Source organism: Dactylosporangium darangshiense (genome assembly GCF_039537565.1).
Classification (GTDB): Bacteria; Actinomycetota; Actinomycetes; order Mycobacteriales; family Micromonosporaceae; genus Dactylosporangium; species Dactylosporangium darangshiense.
Window position 1 is genome coordinate 68,606 of record NZ_BAABAT010000045.1, and the last position, 19,786, is coordinate 88,391.

Annotated in this window: 19 protein-coding genes and 1 pseudogene; 13 read left to right on the forward strand and 7 right to left on the reverse strand. The window is 69.9% G+C overall.

The genetic code is table 11. The features are described 5' to 3' along the window. The first annotated feature begins 54 nt into the window (after positions 1-54). Positions 55-483, forward strand: a complete 429-nt coding sequence (locus ABD901_RS46705; protein WP_345138270.1) for a winged helix-turn-helix transcriptional regulator — start codon at positions 55-57, stop codon at positions 481-483. 339 nt (positions 484-822) lie between these two features. Here the strand turns inward: ABD901_RS46705 and ABD901_RS46710 are convergent, their stop codons facing one another. Further along, a complete protein-coding gene (locus tag ABD901_RS46710; protein WP_345138273.1) occupies positions 823-1,170 on the reverse strand; it encodes a tyrosine-type recombinase/integrase in 348 nt (115 codons plus the stop codon). A 20-nt stretch (positions 1,171-1,190) separates the two neighbouring features. Continuing rightward, positions 1,191-1,928, reverse strand: coding sequence for an MFS transporter (locus ABD901_RS46715; RefSeq protein WP_345138275.1), 738 nt, complete (start codon positions 1,926-1,928; stop codon positions 1,191-1,193). A gap of 805 nt (positions 1,929-2,733) precedes the next feature. Here ABD901_RS46715 and ABD901_RS46720 point away from each other — a divergent pair. From ABD901_RS46720 to ABD901_RS46730, 3 genes and pseudogenes are all read left to right on the forward strand, one after another. After that, positions 2,734-3,537 (forward strand): annotated as a pseudogene (locus ABD901_RS46720) (transposase family protein). Positions 3,538-3,716: 179 nt separating this feature from the next. Then, the gene (locus ABD901_RS46725) at positions 3,717-4,469 is read left to right on the forward strand and encodes an ABC transporter ATP-binding protein (RefSeq protein ID WP_345138277.1); all 753 of its coding nucleotides are present in this window, start codon (positions 3,717-3,719) and stop codon (positions 4,467-4,469) included. Positions 4,470-4,515: 46 nt separating this feature from the next. Continuing rightward, positions 4,516-7,023: an ABC transporter permease gene (locus tag ABD901_RS46730; RefSeq protein WP_345138280.1), complete on the forward strand. Its 2,508-nt coding sequence runs from the start codon at positions 4,516-4,518 to the stop codon at positions 7,021-7,023. A gap of 29 nt (positions 7,024-7,052) precedes the next feature. Here the strand turns inward: ABD901_RS46730 and ABD901_RS46735 are convergent, their stop codons facing one another. Together ABD901_RS46735 and ABD901_RS46740 are read right to left on the reverse strand one after the other, a co-directional pair. Next, a complete protein-coding gene (locus ABD901_RS46735) occupies positions 7,053-7,703 on the reverse strand; it encodes a response regulator (protein WP_345138282.1) in 651 nt (216 codons plus the stop codon). 26 nt (positions 7,704-7,729) lie between these two features. Beyond that, positions 7,730-8,878: a sensor histidine kinase gene (locus ABD901_RS46740; RefSeq protein ID WP_345138284.1), complete on the reverse strand. Its 1,149-nt coding sequence runs from the start codon at positions 8,876-8,878 to the stop codon at positions 7,730-7,732. A gap of 957 nt (positions 8,879-9,835) precedes the next feature. Here ABD901_RS46740 and ABD901_RS46745 point away from each other — a divergent pair. The 4 genes from ABD901_RS46745 (at position 9,836) to ABD901_RS46760 (ending at position 12,387) form a co-directional block, all read left to right on the forward strand. Beyond that, a complete protein-coding gene (locus ABD901_RS46745; RefSeq protein ID WP_345138286.1) occupies positions 9,836-9,997 on the forward strand; it encodes a hypothetical protein in 162 nt (53 codons plus the stop codon). Between the two features lie 71 nt (positions 9,998-10,068). Next, a complete protein-coding gene (locus tag ABD901_RS46750; RefSeq protein ID WP_345138288.1) occupies positions 10,069-10,827 on the forward strand; it encodes an SDR family oxidoreductase in 759 nt (252 codons plus the stop codon). A 115-nt stretch (positions 10,828-10,942) separates the two neighbouring features. Continuing rightward, positions 10,943-11,326: a VOC family protein gene (locus ABD901_RS46755; RefSeq protein WP_345138290.1), complete on the forward strand. Its 384-nt coding sequence runs from the start codon at positions 10,943-10,945 to the stop codon at positions 11,324-11,326. After that, positions 11,323-12,387 (forward strand): RNA polymerase subunit sigma-70, encoded by a 1,065-nt coding sequence (locus tag ABD901_RS46760; RefSeq protein WP_345138291.1) that lies wholly within the window; start codon positions 11,323-11,325, stop codon positions 12,385-12,387. Before ABD901_RS46755 ends, ABD901_RS46760 begins: the two co-directional genes overlap by 4 nt. A gap of 236 nt (positions 12,388-12,623) precedes the next feature. Here the strand turns inward: ABD901_RS46760 and ABD901_RS46765 are convergent, their stop codons facing one another. Beyond that, positions 12,624-13,790, reverse strand: a complete 1,167-nt coding sequence (locus ABD901_RS46765; protein WP_345138293.1) for a hypothetical protein — start codon at positions 13,788-13,790, stop codon at positions 12,624-12,626. 456 nt (positions 13,791-14,246) lie between these two features. Between ABD901_RS46765 and ABD901_RS46770 the strand changes: the two genes are divergently transcribed. Continuing rightward, positions 14,247-14,447: a hypothetical protein gene (locus ABD901_RS46770; RefSeq protein WP_345138296.1), complete on the forward strand. Its 201-nt coding sequence runs from the start codon at positions 14,247-14,249 to the stop codon at positions 14,445-14,447. Between the two features lie 266 nt (positions 14,448-14,713). On the opposite strand, the gene ABD901_RS46775 is transcribed toward ABD901_RS46770, so the two are convergent. After that, a complete protein-coding gene (locus tag ABD901_RS46775) occupies positions 14,714-14,938 on the reverse strand; it encodes a hypothetical protein (RefSeq protein ID WP_345138298.1) in 225 nt (74 codons plus the stop codon). A gap of 251 nt (positions 14,939-15,189) precedes the next feature. On the opposite strand from ABD901_RS46775, the gene ABD901_RS46780 reads away from it, so the two are divergent. After that, on the forward strand, positions 15,190-15,540 hold the full coding sequence (locus ABD901_RS46780; protein ID WP_345138300.1) for a hypothetical protein: 351 nt from the start codon (positions 15,190-15,192) through the stop codon (positions 15,538-15,540). A gap of 305 nt (positions 15,541-15,845) precedes the next feature. Further along, positions 15,846-15,980: a hypothetical protein gene (locus tag ABD901_RS46785; RefSeq protein WP_345138303.1), complete on the forward strand. Its 135-nt coding sequence runs from the start codon at positions 15,846-15,848 to the stop codon at positions 15,978-15,980. Between the two features lie 613 nt (positions 15,981-16,593). On the opposite strand, the gene ABD901_RS46790 is transcribed toward ABD901_RS46785, so the two are convergent. Next, complete coding sequence (locus ABD901_RS46790; protein WP_345138305.1) at positions 16,594-17,175, reverse strand: hypothetical protein; 582 nt, start codon at positions 17,173-17,175, stop codon at positions 16,594-16,596. A 415-nt stretch (positions 17,176-17,590) separates the two neighbouring features. Between ABD901_RS46790 and ABD901_RS46795 the strand changes: the two genes are divergently transcribed. Together ABD901_RS46795 and ABD901_RS46805 are read left to right on the forward strand one after the other, a co-directional pair. Next, positions 17,591-18,427: a nitroreductase family protein gene (locus ABD901_RS46795; protein WP_345138308.1), complete on the forward strand. Its 837-nt coding sequence runs from the start codon at positions 17,591-17,593 to the stop codon at positions 18,425-18,427. A gap of 1,001 nt (positions 18,428-19,428) precedes the next feature. Beyond that, positions 19,429-19,605: a hypothetical protein gene (locus tag ABD901_RS46805; protein WP_345138310.1), complete on the forward strand. Its 177-nt coding sequence runs from the start codon at positions 19,429-19,431 to the stop codon at positions 19,603-19,605. The last annotated feature ends 181 nt before the right edge of the window (positions 19,606-19,786 follow it).

Here is a 19,786-nt window from a genome sequence, read left to right on the forward strand (position 1 = left end):
CGTAACTACGGTGATCCTGATCCGCCCGCGTATCGGCAACAAGGAGGCAGTTTGATGTCACCGACGCACACTGAAGTAACCGTCGCACCCGCCGACCTCGATCCCTGCGGACACGAAGATCACCCGGACTGCGGGATCCGCGACGTCCTGGACCGCATCGGGGACAAGTGGTCGGTACTCGTGATCGTCGAACTCGCCAGCGAGCCGCGCCGCTTTCGGGAACTGCAACGTGCAATCGACGGCATCTCCCAGCGCATGCTCACCCTCACCGTACGCAGACTGGAACGCGACGGACTGGTGCTACGCACCGTGTACCCGACCGTCCCGCCCAAGGTTGACTACCGCCTGACCGCGACCGGGGCCAGCCTGACCCACCTGGTCAAGACACTCGCTGACTGGTCTGTCACCCATCGCCCCGTCATTGCCGAGGCACGGCACCAGTACGACCAGGCCCACCCCGACCTCGACATCCGCAGTGCATAACGCTGTTGCTTCCCACTGGGCGTGCCACTCGTGATGACGAGATCAGGTTACTCGGCGCACATGCGTTCGGACACACCGCGAAAGTCGAGGTGCAGCAACCGATCGCACCGAGCCCGACCATGACAAAGCTGAAACCGTTGTGGTGCAACGGTTTCAGCTTCACCAAACCGCATTGCCGTGACTCCGTTCAGGGTTCGAGTTCCTGGCGGCCCACCACCCGAACTGCTGTTTCGTCCTGCCTATCGGTCCGATGTGGACCGCGGATGCTTGTTGGCTGCTCGTTGCTGCTTGCGTCGTTTCGGCGCTTCACACCCTGTGCGTCGAGTTCGACCTGCGGTTTCAGGCCGGATCCGGTCGCAACGGTGGTGGAGTTCTGCGGGGGTCGGGGCGGGCCGCCCGGCCGGTTGCGGCGGCGGATCTTGGTTCCGAACCCCTCTCGCGGTGGCGAGTACGAGCCGGACGCTTGCCTCGGCGGCTTTTGTGGTGGGTGGCGGGGAGCACGCTGGTGTAGGTGTCGGCGGTGAGCACGATGCTGGCGCGGCCGAGCTGGTCCTGGACGGTCTTGAGGTCCGCACCTGTGATGTGGGCGAGGCTGGCCGCGCCATGCCGGAGATCATGCGGCCGCACCGGCGACAGCCCAGCCGCAGCGATCAGGTATCGCAGCCGCTTGGTGAAGCTGTCCGACATACCATGATGAAGCGCCCGGACTACCTGAGCGCGGCGCCGCCGCTGTTCGGTGGGGGAGTGCCGGCGCGGGCGAGGATGCCGACCGCGGCGACGGCGCAGGCGCCGCCGATCGCGGCAAGGGTGCCGCCGTATCCGGTGAGGGCGGTGAGCGCGGCGGCGGCGAGCGGTGCGGCGGCCTTGGCGAGGGTGACCGGCGTGTTGAGGGTGCCGGCGATGGTGGCGTAGGCGGTGGTGCCGTACCGGTCGGCGAGCAACGCGGGCGAGGCGAGTGAGGCGACACCGAACCCGACGCCGAAGGCGACGACCCCGCCGACCGCCCCGGCCCGGCTGCCCGCCAGCAGCGGCAACGCGGCGCCGGCGACCGCCTGCGTGGTGAACACCGCGGCGATGACCGCGGTCAGCGGCAGGCGTCGGCGGGCGCCGGTGAGCAGCAGCCGCCCGGTGACCGACAGCACGCCGAGCAGCCCGGCCACGGTGGCGGCCAACGTGGCCGGATGGCCGCGGCTGACGAGGAACCCGACGAGGTGAACGGTCATGGCGCTCATCGCGGCGCTGTGCGCGACGAACGCGACGGCCAGGCACCAGAACCGGCCGTCGCGGCGAGCGGAGCGGACTGCGGCGGCCCGCTCCGCGTCGCTCGCGCGCGCGGCAGGTCGCCGTGCCGGGCTGCGGCTGCTGGCGCGCGGACGATGGTGGCGTGCAGCGGCACGGCGACCGCCGCGTAGAGCCCGGCGAGGACGAGCAGCGTCGTGCGCCATCCGTATCGGTGCTCGATGAGGCCCGTGAGGGGCATGAAATGGTTGAGGCGAACCCGGCAACGACGATCATCGCCAGGATCGCGCGAGGCCGCCGGCCGGCGTCGAACCAGGCCACGATGACTGCGGTCGCCGCGTCGTACAGCGCCGTGGCCATCGCCACGCCGAGCCCGGCGAACACCACGTACAGCTGCCAGACCGCCTCGACCCGGGACCAGGCCACGAGCAGCAGCGCGCCGGCGACGGAGCCAACGGTCATGAGGGCCCGGCCGCCGTGCCGGTCGAGCCACCGCCCGACCGGGATCGCGGCGGCGGCCCAGGCCAGGATGGCGCTGGTGAGCGCGCCGGTGACCGCGGCCGGGCTGGTTGCAGGTCCGCGGCGATCGGGTGGAGCAGGACGGCGAAGGCGTAGTGGAGGCAGCCGTACCCGACGGTCTGCGTACGAACCCGTAGGTGCCAAGAATGAGAACGCGGTTCATGAACTGGGCATGCCCGTGGCTCAGCAGGTGCGGAGACGATACCTCCGGCCGCATGCAAGCCCGGACCGTGTGAACGCCTCAATCTCGTCCAGGTGCGCCGGCGTCAGCCCGTACCGCTCATCTGGGCGGATCAACAACGCCCGTCCGTGAGCGGTCAGTGAGCCATTCCGAGTAACAACGGGTAACGCTGGGTAGCTGTCCGGGCCCACGCGGTGCGGTGACGCGCTGAAAACGTTGCGGTGCAACGAAAAGACGCAGCATCCCGGTATGAAGGTGGTCCTACCACAGATCAACTTCACAAGGACGCTGCGCCGAACGACGAGTGTCACATACCCTCGGTCCTGCCGGTACGCGATGAGACGGTGGACTTCCTGGCCGGACTGCTGACAGCGGAGCGGCAGCGACGTGGTACCCGTGCCGACACGCGGGCGTTGTCCTGTCACGACCAGGCGGTCCTCGTTCTGCGCTGGTTCCTCGACGGCACCGGGATGAGCCAATTGGCCCGGACAACGCGATCAGCGCGTCCACCGGCTACGACTACCTGCACGGGGGCATCGACGTGCTCGCCGCCCGGTCACCGAGTCTGCATGGGGCCGCTGCTGGCCGCCAAAGCCGCCGGCTATGGCCACGTCACCATCGACGGCACCCTGATCGACCGACCGCGCGGCCACACCCGGCCCGACACCTGGCGTCGACCTGTGGTGGTCGGGCAAGCATGCCAATCACGGCGGCAACATCCAGGTCATCACCGTGCCCGACGGCTGGCCGATCTGGACCTCCGAGGTGCGCCCCGGCCGGCAACACGACACCAGCGCAGTGCGTACGCACACCGAGATCCTGCCCGCCCTCACCACGATCACCGGCGACCTGCGCACCCTCGGCGACCTCGGCTACGAAGGCGAGGCCGACACCATTACCGTGGCGTTCAAGAAACCCAGGGACAGCCGGCTCACGTTCGTGCAACAGCAACTCAATCAGGCCCACAACGGTGTCCGCGCCATCGCCAAACGTGGCAATGCCCTGCTCGAAGGCACGTTCAAGGCACGTAACGTCAGCCTGTCGCCCGGCGGATCGGCAAGATCGTCGCTGCCGAGCTTGTCCTCCTCCACTTCGACCACGTCCGCGCAACATAACGCGCTCGGAAACAAGTCGCTGCGCGGAATGGCTCACTTCGCCGCGTCCAACCGTAGGTGTACGCCGGCGCCGGCGTACGACCTCAGGAGTACGGCAGGATGAGTGCCTGGCGTCAATGTCTGGCGACCGGCCCGCTCATAGCGTCAGGGGCAGCCAACCTGACCGCAAGGAGTTCGCCATGACGTTGACAACAGCGGCACCGCCGCGCCAGTGGGCGGTGCAGACCACCGACCTCGTGAAGGTATACGGTTCCGGGGACACCGAGGTCCGGGCTCTGGACGGGGTGACTGTCCGGTTCGAGCGCGGCCGGTTCACCGCAATCATGGGACCGTCTGGGTCCGGTAAGTCGACCCTCATGCACTGCGCGGCCGGTCTCGACGCGGTCACCGGCGGGACGGTGCGGATCGGCGGCACTGAGCTGGGCGGGCTGTCCGACCGGGCGCTGACCCGGCTGCGGCGGGTCAGCATCGGGTTCGTTTTCCAGTCGTTCAACCTGCTGCCGACGCTCACCGCCGAGCAGAACATCCGGCTGCCGCTGGACCTGGCCGGGGTACGGCCCGATCCGGCCTGGTTCGACCACATCGTCGACGTGCTGGGGCTGGCCGACCGGCTGCGCCACACGCCGTCACAGCTCTCCGGCGGGCAGCAGCAGCGGGTCGCCTGCGCGCGGGCGCTGCTGGCCCGGCCGGAGGTCGTGTTCGCCGACGAGCCGACCGGCAACCTGGACTCGCACAGCGGCGCCGAACTGCTGGACTTCCTGCGCCGTAGCGTGCACGAGCTGGGTCAGACGGTCGTCATGGTGACGCACGACCCGGTCGCCGCCGGGCATGCTGACCGGGCGCTGCTGCTGGCCGACGGGCGGCTCGCGGCCGACCTTACCGACCCGTCCGCCGACTCGGTCCTCGACCAGCTGAAGCGACTGGGAGGCTGACATGTTGCGGACCACTCTTGCTGGCTTGCGGGCCCGGCGTTGGCGGATGATCGCGACCGCTCTGGCCATCGTGCTCGGTGTCGGGTTCGTCGCCGGCGCGCTGGTCTTCGGCGACACGGCGAAGGCTGCACTGTACGACCAGTACGCGCGGGCGGCGCAGAACATCGACCTGAGTGTGCAGCCGCCCCCGGCAGCCGGCGGCGAGAAGTCCGCGGTGGACCCGGTGCTGCCGCTGTCCACAGTGGAGCAGCTGCGCTCGGTCATCGGGGTCGGCGCCGTCGCCGGCAGGATGAGCGAGCCGCTGCCGCTGCTGGACCGCAACGGGCGGCTGGTCAGCAACTTCGGGCAACCCGGTGTGGCGCTGTCGACCGGCGACGACCCACGACTGCGCGGGTACGACCTGACTGCCGGCCGGGCACCCACGGCGGCCGGCGAGGCAGCCCTGGACGAGGCGAGCGCTCAGCGGCTGAGGTACACCGTCGGCGACCGGATCGTCGTGCTGGACACTGCGCAGCAGCGCCATGAACTGCGGCTCGTCGGTCTGGTCGGATTCGGCGCGGCCAAGGAGTACGCCGACCGCTCGGCCGTCGTGCTGACCGAGGTGGACCTGACCACGATCGCCGGGGCGCGTGGCTACCGGGAGGTCGTCGCGACCGTCTCCGGCGCTACCCAGGCCGACCTGCGCAGCCGGGCACGAGCGGTGCTGCCGGCCGACGCCGTGGTGAAGACCGGCGATCAGCGCCGGCACGACATCGCCACCGCCGCCGTGCATGAGGTCGACACGTTTCTCACCGTGCTGCAGATCTTCGCCGGGATCGCCGTGGTGGTGTCGGCGTTCGTGATCGCGAACACCTTCAACATCCTCATTGCCCAGCGGTTGCGGGAGCTGGCGCTGCTGCGCTGTGTCGGCGGCTCGCGCGGTCAGGTGCTCGGCTCGGTGCTGGTGGAGGCCGCCGCGGTCGGGCTCGTCGGCGGCATCGCCGGGCTCGGCCTGGGCCTCGCGGTGGCGTACGGCATGTTCAGCGGGGCCAACGCGCTGGGCGCCGCCCTGCCCAGCCACCCCCTGGTGCTCACCGCCACCCCGGTCGTCGTCGCCGTCGCAGTCGGTCTGCTGGTCACCGCCGCCGCCGCGCTGGTACCGGCGATAAGGGCCGGGCGGGTGCCGCCGCTGGCCGCCCTGCGCGCGGTACCGGCGGCCCGGGTCGGCTCCCGCCGCAGCCGGATCGTGCTGATCGTGGTGGTCCTGCTCACCGCGGCGGCCGGCATCGCGCTGACCGTCCGTGGTGAGCAGAGCAGCGATTCGAAGCTCGGCACGCTCCAGGTGGTGGCCGGCGGGATCATCGCGTTCCTGGCGGTCGTGCTGCTCTCGCCGCTGTACGTCGGGCCGCTGATCGCCGCTCTGGGCTGGCTGCCCGGCCGGATCTTCGGTACCCCGGTGCAGTTGGCTACCGCGAACGCCCGCCGCAGCCCGGGCCGGACCGCCACCACGACCGCGGCGCTGATGATCGGCATCGGCCTGATGTCCGGCTCGGTGGTCCTCACTGCGACCATCCAGGCGACGGCCACCGCCCAACTCGTCTCGCACTATCCGGTCGACTTCATCGTGCAGCCGGCCGACACCGGCCAGCGGACCGTCAGCGTGCCGCCCGGAGCCGTCGCCAAGCTCCGCGCTGACCGTCTCCTCGGAGCCGTCGGCGAGGTGCGGCTGGACCTGGCGACCAGCAACGGCAACCGCACCCAGCTGGGCAGCCTCGACCCGGCCGCGCTGCGGTCGCTGGCCACGTTCCAGATGACGGCTGGCTCGCTCGGCGACCTCCGGCCGGGCACCGCGATCCTGTTCACCGGCGCGGGCGAGAACAAGGCGCACCGGCTCGGCGACCGGATCGTCGTGGTCAGCTCGGTCGGCAAGCGGCTGGACCTGACCGTGGTCGGGTTGATCGCCGGCACCGCGCGTACCGGCGACACGCTGATCTCGTGGGACGACTTCGCAACCCTGCGGCCGACTGGCGGCGACGACCTGGTGCTGATCAAGGCGGCCGCCGGGGTCCCGCCGGCCGCCTCACGCAACGCCGTCGACGCCGACCTGGCCGACTATCCAGCGGTCGCGGTGAACAGCATCGCCGGCTGGCGCGACGAGATCACCGGTACGGTCAACCAACTCATCGGGGTGGTCGCGGCGTTGCTCGCGTTCGCGATGCTGATCGCGCTTATCGGGATCATGAACACGATGTCGTTGTCGGTGTTCGAACGTACCCGCGAGTCGGCACTCGTCCGGGCGCTCGGGCTGACCCGGGGCCAGTTGCGGGTCACCCTGCTGGCCGAGGCGTGCCTGATGGCGCTGGTCGGCGCGATCGTCGGGATCGCGTTCGGAGTCACCTACGGGTGCCTGACCGGCCGGATCATGTTCGCCACCATCCAACCGCTGATCCGGGTCCCGTACGGACAGCTGCTCCTGCTGCTCGCCGTCGCCGCCTTCGCCGCGGTGCTGGCCGCGGTCCTGCCGGCCCGCCGGGCGGCGAAAGCGTCGATCGTGACCGCGATGGCCGAGACATGAGCAGCCCCGGGCTGGGCGGCAGTCACCGCTCAGCCCGGCGCGCTGGGCCGGACCATGCCCGTCTCGTACGCCATGACCACCAACTGAACCCGGTCCCGCAGGTCGAGCTTGGTCAGGATCCGCCCGACATGCGTCTTGACCGTAGTGTCGACGATGTGCAGCCGGCCGGCGATCTCGGCGTTCGACAGCCCCTGCGCGACCAGCAGCAGCACCTCCTGCTCGCGCTCGGTCAGCCCGGCCAGCACGGTTCCGGCCGACTGGGCCGGGCCGAACTGACCAGCGAACCGGTCTAGCAACCGGCGCGTCACCCTCGGCGCGACCACCGCGTCGCCGGCCGCCACAACCCGGATCGCCGCCAACAGCTCCTCCGGCGGCCCGGTCTTGAGCAGGAACGCACTCGCGCCGGCCTGCAACGCGGCGAACGCCTCCGCGTCGGTGTCGAAGGTGGTCAGTACCAGCACCCGCGGCCCGCCGGGCTGGGCACACAGCCGCCGGGTCGCCTCGACGCCGTTCATCACAGGCATCCGGATGTCCATCACCACGACGTCGGCCGGGATGCGCTGCAACACCCGCAGCGCCTCGGCGCCGTCGCCTGCCTCCGCGGTGACCGTCATGTCCGGTTGCGCCTTGAGCACCATCCGGAACCCGGCCCGGACCAGCGGCTGATCATCCACAACCATCACTCGAATAGTGGTCCCGGCCGCGGTCATGTGGCTCCCCTCACCGGCAGTGTCGCGTCGACCTGCCAGCCACCGCCGAGCCGCGGCCCGGCGCTGAACTGCCCGTCATGCATCGCGACACGCTCCCGCATCCCGATCAGCCCGTGCCCAACGGTTCCGTTCGCGGTCGCAAGCCGGCCGGCCCCGTCGTCGACGACGCTGATCGTGACCCGCTGCGGACCGTACTCCAGCCGGATCGCCACCTTGGCCGCGGCACCGGCATGGCGGATCGCATTGGTCAGCGCCTCCTGGACGACCCGATAGACGGTCAGCTCCTCCGCCGGAGACATGGCCGGCAGGTCGCCGACACTCTCCTGCGTGACCGACAGGCCGGCCGTGCGTGCCCGATCTATCAGCGCGCACATCTGCCCGATCGTCGCCACGCCACGATCGGGCAGGTCACCGGCCGGGCCGTCGCCGCGCAGGACCCCAACGATGCGGTGCATGTCGAGCAGCGCGTCCCGCCCGGTCGCGGCGATGGTCCGCAACGCCTCGTCGACCTGGGCCGGGTCCTCCGCGAGCGCGTAGGTGGCCCCGTTGGCCTGCACGACCATCACAGCGAGGGTGTGCGCGACGACGTCGTGCAGTTCCCGCGCGATCGCCGCCCGTTCACCGGCCACCGCAAGCTGGGCGAGGTGGTCGCGTTCCCGCTCGGCGGTGGCCGCTCGCTCCTCCAGGCTGCGCAGATACCGCCGGCGGGTGCGCAACGTATACGCGACCAGCCATACCGCCGTGCAGAAGCCGAACAGCAGCGCCGCCGAATACCACCACCGGAACGTCCAGTGCCGGGTCTGCTCGATGACCAGCCCGGTGGCGACGATCGCCGCGGCCACGAACCCGTGCCACAGCACCGGCGCGTACTTCACCACTGAATACATTGCGATCAGCACCGCGATGTCGAAGCTGGTCGGATCGGGCCGCCCGAGAATCACAAGATGACCCAGCGCCAGCGCCGACACGATCAGCATCACCGCCAGCGGGCGAAACCGGCGGAAGCCCACCGCGACGGCCATCGCCACCCCGAACAGGACGTGGAGACGGTACCCGTAGGGGACGGTGAGCACCGCCACACTGCCAGCCACCGCCAGGTCGAACAGCACCGACCGGGCAGTGACCCGCTCCACCCCGGCCACCATGCACACAGCTTACCGAGCCGATGCGGTCAACCGGTCGGGCCGCGGCGCGACCCCGAGTCCACGCGACAGCGCCGGTCCGATCGGCGGCGCCCACGCGACGTTCGGGCAAGATCGGGTGCACGCACATCGGCAGATGAGTGAATTGATCAGGCGCTTCCGTCGGCCGGGCCGTAACCCACCGTAGCCGGTTCGTCTCGATGGATCTGGATGCCGGCGAGACTGCGGAGCCCGCGCGGCCGTGGCCTCCACATGATCGGTTGCTCGCTGGTTGCTCGGATGTTCGCTACCTGGCACAGACGGACGCGGACGCCACAGGAACTTCCGCGTCCGATACAAGGCGAGCATCGGCTCTTTCAGATCTCTGAGCCAGCCGACCAGCACGGACGTTGCAGGACGCTCGACGCTCGCCATGGACTTTTCGTTGCTATGTTTGAACTTGAGCGAGTTGATCGTCCACTTCGGACCTTTAATCGTCGGGAATATCAATCGCGGGTTGTATCGCACCGCGATTTGCCTGCGTAAACGTGCGATCCAGCTGTCCATTGTGGATTTGGATTGCCCCAAGGTTGCTCGGCTGTTCAAGTGGCGGTTTATCCGCACCTGTCCGGCGTAGCCCCAGTATTTCCGGAGCTGTCCGCGCTGCGAATAGACCCGAGGCATGCTCGCGTGCCGACCGGGCTGTCCAGCACCCCAATGCTTCGAGCGATCTCGCTGGCGGAGCTTGGATCGAGGTTTGGTGGGTGCAGCGGTTCACCCCACTGCTGGCCGCCGGCGGGAGAACGATGTGGTCGAGGGCCCTGAGGTCGGGCCGGTGGTGCAGTGGCTCCGCTGCCTACTCAACACCTCACACGTACTGCGGGTCGGGCACTGTGACGGTGTCCACGCCCGACCCGACAGCACGGGCCGCCGCAATGATCTAGCCGCTTCTCGACGGCTTGATCGCCAGCTTGAGCTGCCATGACGGCCACTACCGTGGCCGACGTGGCCACCTTCGTCGCGTTCGACCGTGCCGCCGCGATGACCGGGGCGATCGCCAACCTCAGCGGGGGCATGATCGCCGACTGGACAGCTGGCGTGGCCACGCCGGCCGGGCCGGGTGACGCCTGTCACGCGGCCTGAGGCGACGCCACCGACAGATTCCGCCGGCTAACCGGATCTCCACCTGTGTAGAGCAATCAGAGGAGGACGAGATGCAGGGTTCCACCCGAATTAACGGATCGGTGGCGCTGGTGACCGGCGCCAACCGCGGTATCGGCCTCGCGATCACGCGGGCGGTGCTGGAGCGCGGCGCCACGAAGGTCTACGCCACGGCCCGTGACCCGAAGACTCTCGAGGCGCTGCGCGAGCACTACGGCGCTCGTTTGGTCGCGTTGCGGATGGACGTCACCGACGCCGAGCAGGTCGCCGAGGCGGCACGCCAGGCCACCGAGGTCGACCTGCTGGTCAACAACGCGGGCGCATTCGAGCCGACCGAGCTGACCGACGACGCGATCGTCGACGTGGCCCGGCGGGAAATGGAGGTCAATTACTTCGGGGTCCTGCGCGTGCTGCGCAGCTTCGCCGACACCCTGGCACGGCGCGGTGGCGTCATCGTCAACATCGGCTCGGCGGCCGGGCTCACCAACGTGCCGCTGCAGCCGACGTACAGCGCCTCCAAGGCCGCGCAGCACTCACTGACCCAGGCCGCCCGCGCACTGCTGGCCGGCCGGGGCATAAGCGTGCACGGCGTCTACCCCGGGCCGGTCGACACCGACATGACCAAGGACCTCCCACCCCAGTTCGAGAAGACCGCACCCGATGCCGTCGCGAAGGCAATCCTCGACGGCGTCGAGGCGGGCGAGGACGACATCTTCCCCGACCCGTTCGCTGTGGCGCTCGGCAAGCAGTTCCACGCTTCCCCGAAGACCGTCGAACGGCAAATGGCCGCGCTGGTCGCGGTCCCGGCATAGGCCCGGCAGGCGGACCCGTCTACGGCGGCTCTGTCCGCGTGTGGTGTCGGCCTTCGACAGCCACCTCGGGCAGGGCCCGCCACCGGACGGCAAGCCATGCGAAGGAGCGGTAAAGATGCAAAGAAGCAGAGGCTGGCCCATCGTCCACCTCGAACTGCACACCAACGATCTGTCCGGCGGGAGCGTGTTCTACGAGCAGCTGCTGCGGTGGCGCACCGAGCGCATCGAAGTGCGCAGCGACTGCTACCACGCGCTCACGTTCGGCGGTCCCCTCACCGGCGGAATCGTTGACTGCCGTACGCCCACCGCGACGTGGCTGCCGTACGTGGAGGTCGACGAGATCGAGGCGGTCACCGAACGGGGACGACGGCTCGGCGCGACGGTGCTGCTCGAACCGCGGGAGGGCCCCGCGGGCTGGCGAAGCGTACTGGCTACGAGCGAGGGCGGCGAGATCGCGCTCTGGCAACCCAAGCGGCGTCCCGAACGGGGACGGCTATGACGGATGCAAAGCATTCCGGAACGGCCGTCGCGGGCGGTCAGGAGGCGTACGCAGATCTGGTCGAACCGCATCGCGGTGCGCTGCACGCCCACTGCTACCGGATGCTCGGCTCGGTCCACGATGCCGAGGACGCCGTGCAGGAGACCCTGGTACGGGCGTGGCGGAGCCTGCCGTCGTTCGAGGGACGCAGCTCGTTGCGGTCGTGGCTGTACACCATCGCGACCAACGTCTGTCTGCGAGTCATCGAGCGCCGGCCGGGGCGCGTGCTGCCGATCGATTACGGTCCGCCGGCCGATCCGCACCGCCCGCTCAACCCGCCGGCGGCCGAGTCGACCTGGATCGAGCCGCACCCGGACGAGCGCTTCGATCCCGGCGACGGTCTGGCCGGCCCGGAAGCCCGCTACGAACAGCGGGAAAGCGTCGAGCTGGCGTTCATCGCCGCTCTGCAACACCTGCCGGCCCGGCAGCGGGCGGTGCTGATCCTGCGCGACGTGCTCGGCTTCTCCGGCGCCGAGGTCGCCGCGGCGCTGCAGACGACGCCGGCGTCGGTGTACGCCGCGCTGCAACGTGCCCACGAAACCGTCGATCACCGCCTTCCCGACCGCAGCCAGCAGGCGACACTCCGCTCGCTCGATGACGCACGACTGCGGCAGATCGTCAGCCGCTACGTCGACGCTTGGGAGCGGCACGACGTCGCCGCGATCGTGGCCATGCTGACCGACAGCGCCGCGATCGCGATGCCTCCGACCCCGACCTGGTACCGGGGATCTGCGGCAATCGCGGCGTTCCTGGCAGCGAGGCCGCTAAGCGGCGGCCTGACGTGGCGGCTGACCCCTACCCGCGCGAGCGGCCAGCTCGCCGCTCGAGCCGATCTATGGGACCCGGCAACCGGCACGTTCCGGCCGCACCACACCGCAGTGCTCACCCTGCGCGGCGAGCTGATCAACGAGATCAACACCTTCCTCGAGCCGTGGGCGCTGTCGTCGCACGCACCGGTGAGCGACGCCTGCCGGCCCGACCGCCAGCCCGCGGACCTCCGCCGTGCCGGGACTTCTTACTGATCAAGGCACCTGTTCGAGCACCGCCCGGCACCGCTCGGTGGCGCAGCGTGTCCCGAACAGACGCGCGAAACCGCCTTTCCTGAAGGGACCTTGTACGTCATGACGGCCGACACGGCCTTTGCTCCACGTATCGACAGCCGGCAGCGGTTGATCCTGTTCGTTCTGCTTCGCCCACAACGCCCTGCTCGCGGCCGGCATCTCCGCCGCGCGCCTGGACCGGCTCCGAGAGCGCGTGATCACGAGTTGAATACCTGGCGTGGCGGCTCGTCGACGGGTAGGCGCTGCGCCGGCAGCCGGACGTCGCGGATCTCCCGCGGTCGTCTCCTCCGGTGCCGCCCGGGTCCCCGGACGGGCGCGTCGGTCACGGCGGCCTGCCGGCCGGGCAGGGCGAGGACCGCGAGGACGACGAGGCAGTAGCCGGCCCGCATCGCACCGAGCGCCGGGGCCGGCAGCAGTTGGTTGAGCCGGTCGTCGATGGCGTAGAACAGCGCCGCCGCGCTGGTCCACATCGGGAAGCCGCGGGCCGGCACGTATAGGTCGACCAGCGCCGTCGCCACCAGCAGCCCGCTGGTGTAGTAGGTGTAGGTCTCCGGGTCCAACAGCAGCCGGGCACAGACGACGGCGAGCGGTACGGCGGCCCACCGGCCACGGCGGACGGCGATGACGGCCACCGCGACGCCGAGCAGGAGCTGCGCGGCGCGGTCCCAGGACGGCGTCCTGGGGTCGTGGACGCCGAGCGCGTTGAGTGCCGAGCCCGCCACGTTCGGTATGGTGAATCGCCCGAGGTTGAGCGTCCGCGGATCGCCCAGTACGAACGGGATCCAGGCCAGCGCGACGCCGGCGACGAAAACCGCGGCGGCCCGGGCTCTGCGCCCGGCCGGCAGGGCGAGCAATAGCGCGGCACATCCGATCGCCCATGGCTTGCTGTCGGTGGCGACGGCGAGCAGGAGTCCCGTCGCGACGGCGGACCCCCGTCGGATGGTGCCCGTCGCGGCCACGATCGCCGCGAGCGCGAGCGCGTCGTCCAAGTGGGCGAAGTGCGCGGCGACCTCGGTCCACACGGGGAGCACCAGCATGCCGGTCACCAGCAGCAACGGGTCGCTCATCCGCCCGGACCGCTCGCGGATGCGCGCCAGGGCCGCCAGTAGTAGCGGCCCGCCCGCGGTCAGCAGGACCACGGCGGCGATGCGGCCGTGCCAAGGGTCGAGATGCGTCAGCGGTACCGCGAGGAGGAGCGCGAGCGGACCGATCTGCAACTCCGGATGCGCCGCGTACACGTGCAGTCCGCCGGAGATCGGCGAGCTCGAGGCGAGCATTTGGGCGCCGAGGACGAAGTAGTGCCAGGAGAATCCGGCACTGCGCGCGTGCAGCAACGCCCAGGCCGCCGTCCAGACCGTCAGCACCGCCCAGACGCTGCCGCGGACCCGGATGCCGAGGCGACTTCGCGCCGGCTTCCTACCGATGACGTCAAGTTCGGCGTCAAGACGCGCCCACTCACTGTCAGGCATCGTGCGGTCACGGGAATCGCCGGCGAGCGTGGCGGATCGTTCACTCAACGACGTCGCGTCCCTTCGGATCCGCCTGCCCTACCTCGACTTGCGCGGACAACCTATACGAGGTACCTGAGAATCAGGTGCAGGGCGCGTTGTCGGTTGTTGTGCCCCGTATCGGTGACGACCTCGTCCGGCGTGACCGTCAACGTGGCCAACAACCGCGGAAGAACCGGCGGGCCGAGACGAGTACGTCGATGACCGGACCATCCTGATCGACGGCCCGACACGGCGCCACGATGCCGAGCGCCGATCCGCCACCAGATGCGCACGGCAGGCGTCCTGCGTTCAGTCTGGTAGAAGGAAAGGGTGTTGATCGAGCCGGCCACGCCCGACGACCTGGCGTCCATTGCCCGGATCAGCCGGGCGGTTGGCCAGCCGGAGGCCGGTTCGGGTGCCGACCCGGCGTACGTGTCGCATCTGCTACGCAACGGTACCGTCCGGGTGGCCCGCGACGGGGGCGGCAACGTCCTCGGCTGGGGCGCCACCGCGACCGGTCCGCTGGGCTGAATGCTCACCGACCTCTTCGTCGACCCGCAGCATCACGGCCGCGGCTTCGGCGGAGCCCTGCCTGGCGATGCACACTCCCGACGTGAAGCTGCCGGTCACCAGGGTCTACTCACCCGGCCTCGGCTGAGCCGCCGGGCGGGTCAGCATGTGGCCGCCATGGTCGCAGACCGTTGATCGGCACTGCCAGGGATTCCGGCCGACGATGCCCTGTTGGTGACTGTGTTTCCGGCATGAACTGCCGGCGGGCGACAATGTCGAGGCTGCGCTCAGCCCGCTGCTGCTGCGAAGTTGACCGACAGGCCGGCGAGTGCCTCAAGCCCAGACGACAACACCTTGTTCACTACACCCACCCGGTTCTCCTCTCTCGGTGCGACCCTCCTGCTGAGGGTCTTCGACAGGACGGAGCAGAACCATGCGACGAGCATCAGTAGCAGCAGCACCGGATTCCCGTGCAGAAGCAACGGGCTCAACGCAGCCTCGTGATCGATCATAACTGCCGGGGTGTGACATCACGGCCGCCGAAGATGCGCAGGTCAGGTCTCAAGCGGACGCCACCACGCGGACAGCGGCCCAGGTCGGAAGCTGGATTCGGCTTTGCGGGCTACTGATCTTCGGCTCAAGAAGGTCGAGCAGTTCCCCCAATTGCTGCTGGCACGGGGAGCAGCGCTCCCTTCCTCAGTCGGGACTGTGGCGAAACCTGGGAGTCGACGGCGAGTGAGGAAGATTAGCGCATAGTGGTTGGGTGATGGAGCGGCAGAAGCTTGTTCGACTGGTGGACGGCGACGATGACCTGCGCGTCGCCGTCCGTGCGGCGCTGGCCGCCGGTGCTCCGTTTGATGTCTGGGACGACAGCAGGGTGCCGGTCTCGGCGGCCATTACCCTCCTGCAGAGGCGTCAGGCCGGCGCCGAGCGGCGCGGCAGGCCGCTGCTGCAGGCCGCCGAAGGCCTCGAAGCGCTGCGGCTGTATCCCGGCGACACCGTGCTGGTCGGCCGCGTCGACGACCGGCAACGCAGTGGAATGCAGTTTCACCTCCATCTCGATCCCGAGACGGAAGCAATCGTCTGCTGTGTGGGCGTGCCCGGGGCGCGCTGAGAGCCGGTGGCCGGCGCCTTGCATTTGCCGCCCGTCGGCGCAGCGGCTGTTCGTGATCGCCTTTGTGAACACCTAGGCCACGACGACCGGCGCGCAGGCTGGTACACCCTGACCGTCCTGCCGCTGCAGCCGGACCTCGACCGGGTCCGGCTGGGTGGCTCGCCTCCTGTCGCCACTCGACGGATCCGCTCATCCCATGATCTCCATCGAGTCGCTCTCGGTGACAATCTTGGAGTAGAGGTCCGAGCGATGTAGCCACCCTCGCCGGGCTTCGAACCGGTGAGGGCGGCCACCAGACAGACCGCGTGCCACTCACCGTCACGCAGCCTCGCGAGGCGACCGTGTACGCCCGAACGTTCGCGGAGCTCTCGTCGATGGCGGTGGTCGGGCCGGCTGCGCGCCGGATCATCGCCGACGCAATCACGGCGCTCGACGGCTAACCGCCAGCAACTTCTAGCAACATCGTTCCGTAGCGATCGGCGCAGCTCATAGCGTTCATGCCACAGGCAAGGCGGCTGTGACTTGTCTCCGGCTCGTTGAGCCTCACCACCAGGGAGCCGAGCGGCATCGGTGTTGCTTCCTCGCCGTGTGACCCCGCTCGGCCCCTGGTGGCATCCAGTGCTACGCAGTCGGGAGGTTGACCCACCATGCGATTGCTGAACGCCAGCGATGCAATACACGTGCGGAAGCGGGATTGCACAGCTGTCGGCGACGAGCTGACCCAACTTGATGTGGTCGGTGCGGCGACGGTCGCGTCCGCCAAGGCGCCGCGCGGGTTGCTGGCCCAGCTGTGGTTCACCCGGATGGACGCGCGCTCCTATCGTCGGTTGGCTCGTGTGCATTGCTGCGGGGGGCGCCCTGCAGGCAGGGCCGTGACCGCCGCGCCAAACCGCTCAGCCACCGTCTCACCCAACCGCTGCCAGCCGGAATGGATGCGCCGATCGCGTGGACCGCGGCGCCAGTCGGGACTGGCCTATGGGTCAGAATCCGACGGCAGCGGGCCCATGCGAGACGACGGCCAAGGCGCCGGAACGGGTCGTCTACACGGTTGCGTTAACCGGGTCGTCTACACGGTTGCGTTAACTCGGTCGCCGGGTCGCACCGTTCAGCCAAATGGAAGTCGGCAGCCGCTACGTGCACGCGGCGGCCAGCCGGCGGGGTGCCTCGCGGCTGAGCCGGCCGGCGCGCGAGCGGAGCCGGAACTCGTCGAGGTACCCGTCGGAGTCGGCCGACGAGACCAGCGTCAGCCGCAGGATCTCCCAGCGCCCGGCGGGCGAGCGAGCGATGGTGACGATCTTTCGGGCGCCGGTAGTCGAACCGCTCGTTGTCGTCGTAGATGAGCTCTGTGCCGCATCCCGGCGGCAGGAGCATCGCCGCCAGCGCCGCCGCTGTCCGTTCCCGCATCTGGACCGGCCGGACGGCCAGCAGCACCGCCGCCGCCAGCAGGAGGGGCACGGCGAGGATTACCGTCTGGGTTGGATAGCGATCGGCGAGCGGCTCGAGCGCGAGGTACCGGCGCGGATTCCGCTGCACGTACCACTCGGCCGCGATCGCCAGCGCCGTCACGGCGACGAGCGCGGCCCCCGTCGAAAGGCGCAATCTATGGGCTTGTCGGCACCAGCAGATGCTCTTCACCGCGCCGCCCACCCGCCGCTGACGCCGTTGCGAGCCGGCCGGCAACGGCAATCGGCCGGCCCGTGCGGCTGGTGCTCCGCTCGCGTCGGACGTGTTCGCGCGTGGAATGCGTTCGTGCGCCGGCGTTTCGCCCGCCTCGGGCAGACTGGGTGATGGCCGTCATGCGGCCTGCGGCGCGAACTGGCGTAGGCTGGGGCTGCGGCCGGTTCTGATGCGGCCGCGCGTGGCCCGGGCGACTACTCCTTCTCGCCTTCACCCGCCGCTCTGCGGCGCCGGTCCGGAGGTCCGCCCAATGCAGGTCGTGCAGTTCAAGCCCAGGCCCGATCGTCGGCACGACTCAACCGGCCCAGCCAACGGGAAGCCGGTCGGTGCGACTCCGACCGGTGCGACGATCCATCCGATCGGGGCTCAGGCTGTGGTCCACGCGCTCGTGGCCGCGGCCAACGCGGCCGGGTTCGCGCCGTCGATCCTCGACAGCCAGCCGTGGCGGTGGCGGCTGACCGGCAACACCCTGGTCCTGTACCTCGACCGGGGCCGCATCGTCGACGACGTCGACGTTGACGGCCGCCTGGCGATCATCAGTTGCGGTGCGGCGCTGCACCACGCCCGGATCGCGCTGGCCGCGGAGGGCTGGCGGCTCACAACGCACCGCCGGCCGGACCCCGCCGACCCCGACCGGCTCGCATCGCTGCGGCTCGATGAGCGCTCACCGGCCGAGCCGGCGGATGCACCGCTCATGAACAGCATCCCCCTGCGCCGCACCGACCGGTCGCCGGTCACCGGCGCGCCGATCGCAGCCGCGCAGCTCAAGGCCGTCACCGCCGCAGTGCGGGCCGAGGAGACGTCGCTGCACGTGCTCTACCCGGACGAGGTCCTCGACCTCGCCCGGGTCGCCTCCGACGCCCGGCCCTCCGAGTCCGGGTCCGGGGACCGCTCGACCGGCGCCGGCCCGGTGGGCCTGGCCGAGGACCGGGGCGCGACGTTCGCGCTGCTCTACGGCCATCATGACGAGCCGGAGGACTGGCTGCGCGCGGGCGAGGCGCTGTCCGCTGGCTGGCTGACTGCGACCGCCGCCGACGTCTCGGTCCTGCCTCTGAGCGCGGCCGTCGAGGTGGTCGCCACGCGGCAGGCGGTCCAAATTATGATCGGCTGCGTCGGCTACCCCTATCTGCTGCTGCGTCTCGGCCGCGCCACCACGTCGCCGACCGGCCCACGTCGCGCACCTACCGCTCAGGTCATCGATCGGCGCTGACACCGCCCGCGCCGCGGTCCGGTCGCTACACCGCCCGCGACGTCCACCGCGGCGGACTCAACTATCAGATCGAGCACCACCTGTTCCCGACCATGCCCGGCTGAACCTGTACCGGGCGCAAGCCATTGTGCGAGCGTTCTCTCGGCAGCACGACTTCTCCGACTGCCAGACCACCCTGCTGCGCTCGTACGGTCAGGCGCTGCGGCACCCCCACAACGCCGCCGGCCCGGCGGCGGGAGCCAGGTGGTGCCTGACGCCCGGAGCAGGGCGGACAGTTCGGCTGCGATGTGCTTGTCGTAGGCGGACGCCGGCTCCGTCGGTCGGCCCGGCGAGCGGAGCCGTTCGGTGATCCGCCGGTCCGCGATGGCCGTAGCCACGCCTGGGCGTCGTCCCGCCGCCCTGTGGAAGCGAGTCTCCAGACCTCGACGAAGACCGCGCGGGTGATCAGCACGGCGGCGCCTGCGTCGCCGAGCCGCCTTCGGGAGTACAGGAAGAGGGGACGGACCATGAGGCGGTACAGCGCGACGAAGGCGGCCGGCTTCCGGTCAGCGATCTGCACGATGAGCCTGTCATACGACACCGCGGCGATGAGCGGCTTGGTCTGGTGTGTGGGCACGGACGCTCCCAACGATGCCTCGATGAGGACACCGCCGAGGTCCGGGGCGGTAGAGGGTTCTCAATGGTAAGCCGTCGATACGCCCACGGGCGGGCGTGATCCGTCGATTCCACCGTACGGGTCGGCGCTGGCCGCGACCCGTCACCGCCACCCAGGGAGTAGGACCGGTCGCTCGGTCTCGGGCGGCTGCCAATCGTCGCCGCTGCGCTCAGCCCGACCGCGCGGACCGGGCGGCTCGCACGTTGCCGGATCCGCTGCATCATGCGTATGGACGACCCGATCGAGGACCCGACGCTGCACGCCCTCCGGGAGCACGTCGACAACGACCGTATCCTCGTGCGGCTCGAACGCGACGTGCTGCTGCGACGGCTACTACGTCACGACCGTGTCCATCTACGACGCGCAGCTGCGAGTGAGGGCGCTGGTGACGGTCGTGCCGACAGTCAGTCCTGCGGACATGGTGTATGCCGTCGTAGAGCCTCGGCACCCTCAGCACCGCGACCCGTACGTCGTCACCCGCCTGCTGTTCAACACCTGCTGCTCGGGGCTGGCGAACGCCTGACGTTCCCGCACGGACGAGTCGTATGCGCAGGGGCCGGCCAACCGGTCCGTGCGCGTATTCGCGTCGGGAGCCCGCTGACGCGCGGTCGCCGGTGATCCTGCACGTTCCGCACGCGTCGACAACCTGCTCAACACCATCGAGAACGGCCTAAGCCAAGAGGCCGCCATCGACCGAATCTTCG